Origin of the sequence: Hyphomonas sp. (genome assembly GCF_037969335.1) — a bacterium.
In the GTDB taxonomy this organism is placed as follows: domain Bacteria; phylum Pseudomonadota; class Alphaproteobacteria; order Caulobacterales; family Hyphomonadaceae; genus Hyphomonas.
Map to the genome: position 1 here is coordinate 1 of NZ_JBBKXE010000156.1, position 6,411 is coordinate 6,411.

A 6,411-nucleotide genomic window follows, 5' to 3' on the forward strand; every position below is an offset into this window, starting at 1 on the left:
TTCTTGAACTCGGCTGCAAGGAAATCGACGATGCGAAGGTCGAAGTCTTCACCACCGAGGAACGTGTCGCCATTGGTCGACAGCACTTCGAACACGCCATCACCGATTTCGAGCAGCGAAACGTCGAACGTACCACCGCCAAGGTCATAGACGGCGATTGTCTTGTTTTCGCCCTTGTCGAGGCCGTAGGCGAGCGCGGCTGCCGTTGGCTCGTTGATGATGCGCAGCACTTCGAGGCCGGCAATCTTGCCTGCATCTTTCGTGGCCTGGCGCTGGGCGTCGTTGAAATAGGCCGGAACGGTGATCACGGCCTGCGTTACCGGCGTGCCGAGATAGTCTTCAGCCGTTTCCTTCATCTTGGTAAGAATGAAGGCGGAGATTTCCTGCGGGGAATAGTCCTGGTCGCGGCCCTTGACCCAGGCGTCGCCTGCCTTGCCTTCGACGATTTCGAAGGGTGACATGGCCTTGTCTTTCTGGGCGGTCGGATCGTTATACGTGCGGCCGATCAGGCGCTTGATGGCGTAATAGGTGAAATCGGGGTTGGTGACGGCCTGGCGCTTGGCAGGCTGACCGATCAGGCGTTCGCCGCTTTCCGTAAAGGCGACGACGGACGGCGTGGTGCGCTGTCCCTCGGCGTTTTCGATGACCTTTGCCGTGCCGCCTTCCATGACGGCGACGCAGGAGTTTGTGGTCCCAAGGTCGATACCGATAATCTTGCTCATTGCATGTCTCTCTTCTGTTAGCCGCCACGGGCCTTGTATGGGTTCGGTCTGCTCAGCAGCCCCGGAAGCCAGTGGCTCTCAAGGGTTCATATGAGACGGCGGAGACGGAATTTAAAGCCGTTCGCCTGTTCAGGTGCGATATGGTGAGCAGATCCCCCCGCTCAAGGGGTAATGCGGCGCTTTTACACGGGGTTTGACCAGTATCAACGGTGTCCGGGAAGTCATTCCGGCACCCATTACCGATTTGAAACGTGAATTGGGCCGATTGTCGGAGCCCGCCAGTTGTCGCGGCGCCGCCGTCAGTCCATCATTGCTGCACCAAACGGCAGGGAAGGCGGCCCCATGAATTATACGGCACCCGGACGTGCGGGGCGTGGTGTCTCGCGGATTTGCCGCGGCACCAACCGACGCGGGCACCTCTGATGCCGGGTGTGAAAATTGTGGTTCTGGAAACCGTGAACGATCCCGGCACGCCGGGCAGGACGGGCGACGACCGGTTCGGCTTTGACGAGGCTGCCGGCACGGCCTGGGCGCTTGACGGGGCAACCGATGTCACCGACCTCAGGCCCTTCCCTGACGCCGAAAGCGGCGCCGCTTGGATTGCCGCAGCACTCAGTGCGCGCCTGATGGCGCCGCCATTGCCCGACGAAACCCCCACCGCCTATTTTGCCAAAGCCCTGACGGATGTTCGCGCCCGTGCGGAGACATCCACGCGCATCCCGCTTGACGCTCTGCCCGGAGAAGCCCGGCCCATCGCATCGGGCATGTGGATGCATGTTGTGAATGGCCGGGCTGTGTTTGCCTGGCTTGGCGACTGCATGGCGCTGCTGCGGCGCGGCACCAGCGTCACCGTGATCGGCTCGCCCGGCAAGGCGGAGGACGAGACGATAACGGCGCGCCGCCTGCTGGCCTTGTCGCCTGAAGAACGCCTCGCGCAGCTGCGGACCGACCGGCGCCGCTCGAATGCCAACCGCACCTGTTTCGGGCTCGACCCGCATGCGGCGTCGAACCTGCAGACCCGGGCCGTCGTGCTCGCGCCGGGTGATACGATCTGCCTGATGAGCGACGGTCTGTACCGGTTGATTTCGCCCTATGCGACGCACACGCCGGACCGTTTCATGGATCTCGTCGCCGACAGAGGACTCAGCGGCGCGGTGGCGGCGCTGCGCACGTTCGAAGCGTCACCCGGACGCGACATGAACCGGCTCAAGGCCCGGGATGATGCAAGCGGTGTGTTTCTGCGCATCGAGCCTCCGGGCTAGGCGCCGGCGCCGAGTCTGGCCCTGCGTGCAAAGATCGGCATACTGGACGGACCCGCCCGCAAGATGGCGGACACGTCCAGTCAGGGAGACATGACCGATGCTGCGCTATTTCGCCTTTCCAGCCTTTGCCATGATGGCCGCCTGTGCCGCGACACCGGACAGGATCGCTGCGATTCCGGAACTCGAACCGCTCTGGATCGCTGACGATTTCGCTGCGCCTGAGAGCGTGGTCCGCGCGCCGGACGGCAATTTTCTCGTTTCGAATGTCGGCATTGACGATGGTGACGCGAAAAATGGCGACGGGTTCATCTCGAAGATCTCGCCTGACGGCCAGTTGATCGAGAAGTATTGGGCCGCCAAGATCAATGGTCCGAAGGGGCTCTCGATCCAGGACGGCAAGCTTTACGCCTCCGACATTGACGTCGTCATGGTGTTTGATGCGGCGGAGGGTGGGCTCGGCGAGAAAATCCCGGTCGACGGCGCCGTCTTTCTCAACGGTATCACGGCGTGGAATGGCGCCATCCATGTCTCCGATTCCGGCACGGGCCGTATTCACCGCATCCAGGATGGGGTGGCCACGCTCTGGCTTGAGGACGCCCGCTTCGGCGGCATCAATGGCGTTCTGGGGGATGGCGACCGGTTGCTGGTTTCGACCATGGATTCAGGATCGCTGTTCAGCGTTTCCGCCGACGGAACCATCACTGAAATCGCGACAGGCATGATCAATGCGGATGGCATCGGCCTTGTGCCCGGCGGAGGATACCTGGTCTCGTCATGGACCGGGCAGGTCCACTATGTCGCCGAGGACGGGACCGTGACCACGCTGCTCGACACGACAGGCGATGAGGCGCCAATCCTGCAGAATGACCTCAAGATATTCGGCGATACCGTGATCGTCCCGAACTGGCAGCCGGGCACGGTGACGGCGTGGAAAGTGGTGCGCTAGCGCCTAGTTTGCGTTCCCTGCACTCACTGCCACCATCGCGGCGCGCAGTGTGCGGTCGCCGATTTTCCAGCCGGGCTGGAAGAGCGAGGCAATCGTGCCGGCGGGCTGGTCGGACGGGACCTGCGCCACAGCCTGGTGCAGGTTCGGGTCGAAGGCCGAGCCGGGTGTGGCATCGATTTGTTTGACGCCGTGACGGCCGAGCGCGGTTTCCAGTTCCTTGGCGGTCATCTCGATGCCGCTGAGCAGGTTGTTGCCGGCATCTGACAGGTTGGCACGGTCTTCATCCGGCAGGGCGGCGAGGGCGCGGGCGAGATTGTCGGAGACGCTCAGAAGGTCGCCGGCGAAACGTTCGATGGCATAGACGCGGGCATCGGAGACCTGCCGTTCGGCGCGCTTGCGCGTATTGTCGAGGTCGGCCAGCGTGCGCAGCAATTGCTCGCGCAATTCTTCGTTCTCGATCTTCAGGCGCATCGCTTCCTGTTCGGGCGAGATTTCCGTATCAGCCTCGGCTTCCATGCCTTCCGCCGCCTGGGCCCGGGCATTCTTCAACATGTCATCGGCCGCCGATTTGAGGTCGGCCCTGGAGGCATTCGGATCGATGTTGGCGTTCTGGCCGGTCTTGGTCTCGTCGTTCATCACTTCCCATCCTTTGCGCGCCGGGCGGCGAGGATTTCGCCGATCACCTTTGCGGTATAGTCCACCATCGGTATCACGCGGGCATAATTCAGCCGGGTCGGGCCGATCACGCCGAGCGCGCCAATGACATGTTTTGCACCGCCCATATAGGGGGCCACGATCACACTTGAACCCGAAAGCGGAAAAAGCTGGTTCTCCGCGCCAATGAAAAGGCGCACGCCATCGGCCTCACGTGTCGTATCGAGGATATCGAGCAGGCTTTGCTGGCGTTCAAGCTCGTTGAACAGTTGGCGCACACGATCGAGGTCATTGGCGGCCCTGGCGTCTTCGAGCAGGTTGGCCCGGCCGCGTATGATCAGCGACCGGCCCCGGCCCGGCGCGTCGCCGCTCCACTGGACAAGTCCGGCCTCGACAAGGGCGGCCGCGGCGGTATCGAGCGCAGCGCGGCGCGAGCTGATTTCCTCGCGGACATCGACGGCGGCCTCGGCCAGCGTCCGGCCTTTCATGCGGGTCGAGAGATAGTTGCCAGCCTCGATCAGGGTCGTGGCAGGCAGGCCCTCGGGAATTTTCACGAGCCGGTTCTCGACATCGCCATCCTCGGTGACGAGTACGCAGAGCGCATCGCCGCCAGCCAGGGGGACGAATTCAACGTGCCGTACCGCGGTGTCGCGGCTCGGCGAGGCGACAAGGCCCGCACCGCCGGTCAGGCCGGACAGGATGTTCGACGCTTCGCCGAGCACGGATTGCAGGTCTCCGCCAGCGCCGCCGAGGCGCTCATCGATCTCGCGCTTGTCGGCGCTGGAAGGCTCGCCGATCTCCAGGAAGCCGTCAACGAACAGGCGAAGGCCCCGATGTGTGGGGGCGCGGCCTGCCGACACGTGCGGCGCATCGAGCAGGCCAAGCTCGGTCAGGTCGGCCATGACATTGCGGATCGAGGCTGGCGACAGGGCAATGACGCCCTTGGACAGGGTGCGCGAGCCGACCGGATCTCCCGTTGCCAGGTAGCCTTCGACAATCTGCTTGAAGATGTCGCGTGAGCGCTGGTCGAGGCGCTGCATCAGGGACTGGGTGTCGGGCGTGAGAACCATGTCTATTGATTAGGGGGGCGGTGGCCCCTGTACAATAGGGCGGTGTGTCGATCCCGGCTCAGAACAGACCTTCGATCAGGCCGTCTGCATTGAGGTGGATTGTCTCAGCGGCCGGGTGGCGGGGCAGGCCGGGCATGGTCATGATGTCCCCGCAGATGGCGACGACGAAGCCCGCGCCCGCCGAGAGGCGCACTTCGCGCAGGCGGACGGTGTGGCCTTCCGGTGCGCCGAACAGGGCCGGGTCGGTGGAAAAGCTGTATTGCGTCTTGGCGATGCAGACGGGCAGGCGGCCAAAGCCGTCAGCTTCCCAGCGGGCCAGCTGGTCACGCACGGCGCGCGGCGCTTCGACATGGTCGGCGCGATAGATCCGTTTGGCGACGGTTTCGATCTTGTCGAATAGCGGCAGGTCATCGGCATAGAGCGTGCGGAAGTCGGCTGGCTGTGTTGCCAGCGTCTCTGTCACGATCCGGGAGAGCGTTTCGGCGCCCCTGCCGCCATCAGCCCAATGCGTGCAGAGTGCGACGGGCACGCCGACACGGGCGCAATAGGCTTCGATCGCTGCAATTTCGGCTGGCGTGTCCTGGGTAAAATGGTTGATCGCGACCACGACGGGCAAGCCGTATTGCTGCAGGTTCTCGATGTGACGGCCCAGATTGGAAAGGCCTGCCTCGAGGGCCGCGACATTCTCGGCGCCGAGTGCGTCCCGGGAGAGACCGCCATGCAGTTTCAGGGCTTTCACGGTGGCGACCAGCACGGCCACATCCGGCTCAAGCCCCGATTTGCGGCACTTGATGTCGAAGAATTTCTCCGCGCCGAGGTCGGCGCCGAAACCGGCTTCGGTGACGACATAGTCGGCCATCTTGAGCGCGGCCTGTGTCGCGATCACGGAATTGCAGCCATGCGCGATATTGGCAAACGGCCCGCCATGGATGAGGCAGGGATTGTTCTCCAGTGTCTGCACGAGGTTGGGCAGAACGGCATCCTTCAGCAGCGCCATCAGCGCGCCGGTCGCCTTGATGTCGGCGCAGGTCACGGCGGTCCGGTCACGGCGGTAGCCGACAATGATGCGGTCGAGACGTTGCTCGAGATCGGGCGCATCCGTTGCGAGACAGAGAATTGCCATGATCTCCGAGGCGACCGTGATGTCAAAACCGCTCTCCATCGCCGCGCCATTGCCGGGCCCGCCAAGGCCGGTGACGATCTCGCGCAGGTTGCGGTCATTCATGTCGAGCACGCGGCGCCAGGTGACGCGCGCCGGGTCGAGCCCGCTGGGGCTGCCCCAGTGGATATGATTGCTGACCATCGCGGCCAGCAGGTTGTGCGCCGACGTGATGGCGTGGAAGTCGCCCGTGAAGTGGAGGTTGATGTCTTCCATCGGGACGACCTGCGCATAGCCACCGCCGGCTGCGCCGCCTTTCATGCCGAAACAGGGTCCGAGCGAGGGCTCGCGCAGGCAGAGAAGCGTGTCCGACCCGATCCGGTTCATCGCATCGGCGAGGCCGACGCTGGTCGTGGTCTTGCCTTCGCCGGCGGCTGTCGGGCTGATCGCGGTGACGAGGATCAGCTTGCCGTTCGGCCTGTCGGCGAGGCTGGCCAGGTAACGCGCAGAGATTTTCGCCTTGTCATGACCATAGGGGATCAGGTCGACCGGGGGGATGCCGAGCTTTGCGCCGATTTCGGTAACAGGCTTCTTTGTCGCCGCCCGGGCGATCTCGATATCACTGGCCATGCGGCCCCCTCTTGGTTCCCTGATGCCC

At 63.8% G+C, this 6,411-nt stretch carries 6 protein-coding genes; 2 read left to right on the top strand and 4 right to left on the bottom strand.

Features of this window, described 5'->3' with window-relative positions:
• Positions 1 to 722, bottom strand: a 722-nt coding sequence (locus AADA04_RS11935; RefSeq protein ID WP_340693496.1) for an Hsp70 family protein, incomplete at its 3' end; no start/stop codon positions are given.
• A 422-nt stretch (positions 723 to 1,144) separates the two neighbouring features.
• Here AADA04_RS11935 and AADA04_RS11940 point away from each other — a divergent pair.
• Positions 1,145 to 1,984, top strand: a complete 840-nt coding sequence (locus AADA04_RS11940; protein ID WP_340693497.1) for a protein phosphatase 2C domain-containing protein — start codon at positions 1,145 to 1,147, stop codon at positions 1,982 to 1,984.
• 97 nt (positions 1,985 to 2,081) lie between these two features.
• The gene (locus tag AADA04_RS11945) at positions 2,082 to 2,930 is read left to right on the top strand and encodes a hypothetical protein (RefSeq protein WP_340693498.1); all 849 of its coding nucleotides are present in this window, start codon (positions 2,082 to 2,084) and stop codon (positions 2,928 to 2,930) included.
• A gap of 3 nt (positions 2,931 to 2,933) precedes the next feature.
• Here AADA04_RS11945 and AADA04_RS11950 read toward each other — a convergent pair whose 3' ends face one another.
• The 3 genes from AADA04_RS11950 to AADA04_RS11960 all read right to left on the bottom strand — a co-directional run.
• Positions 2,934 to 3,566: a nucleotide exchange factor GrpE gene (locus AADA04_RS11950; protein ID WP_340693499.1), complete on the bottom strand. Its 633-nt coding sequence runs from the start codon at positions 3,564 to 3,566 to the stop codon at positions 2,934 to 2,936.
• Entirely contained in the window at positions 3,566 to 4,654 is a 1,089-nt protein-coding gene (hrcA, locus tag AADA04_RS11955; RefSeq protein WP_340693500.1) for a heat-inducible transcriptional repressor HrcA, read from the bottom strand. The genes AADA04_RS11950 and hrcA overlap by 1 nt, the downstream gene beginning before the upstream one ends.
• 58 nt (positions 4,655 to 4,712) lie before the next feature.
• The coding region (locus AADA04_RS11960; RefSeq protein ID WP_340693501.1) for a formate--tetrahydrofolate ligase at positions 4,713 to 6,411 on the bottom strand (1,699 nt) is incomplete at its 5' end.

Bases quoted from the DNA above. Each gene is read 5' to 3' on its own strand.
- AADA04_RS11950 (WP_340693499.1), bottom strand. From the start codon at position 3,566: ATGAACGACGAGACCAAGACCGGCCAGAACGCCAACATCGATCCGAAT.
- AADA04_RS11940 (WP_340693497.1), top strand. From the start codon at position 1,145: ATGCCGGGTGTGAAAATTGTGGTTCTGGAAACCGTGAACGATCCCGGC.
- AADA04_RS11945 (WP_340693498.1), top strand. From the start codon at position 2,082: ATGCTGCGCTATTTCGCCTTTCCAGCCTTTGCCATGATGGCCGCCTGT.
- hrcA (WP_340693500.1), bottom strand. From the start codon at position 4,654: ATGGTTCTCACGCCCGACACCCAGTCCCTGATGCAGCGCCTCGACCAG.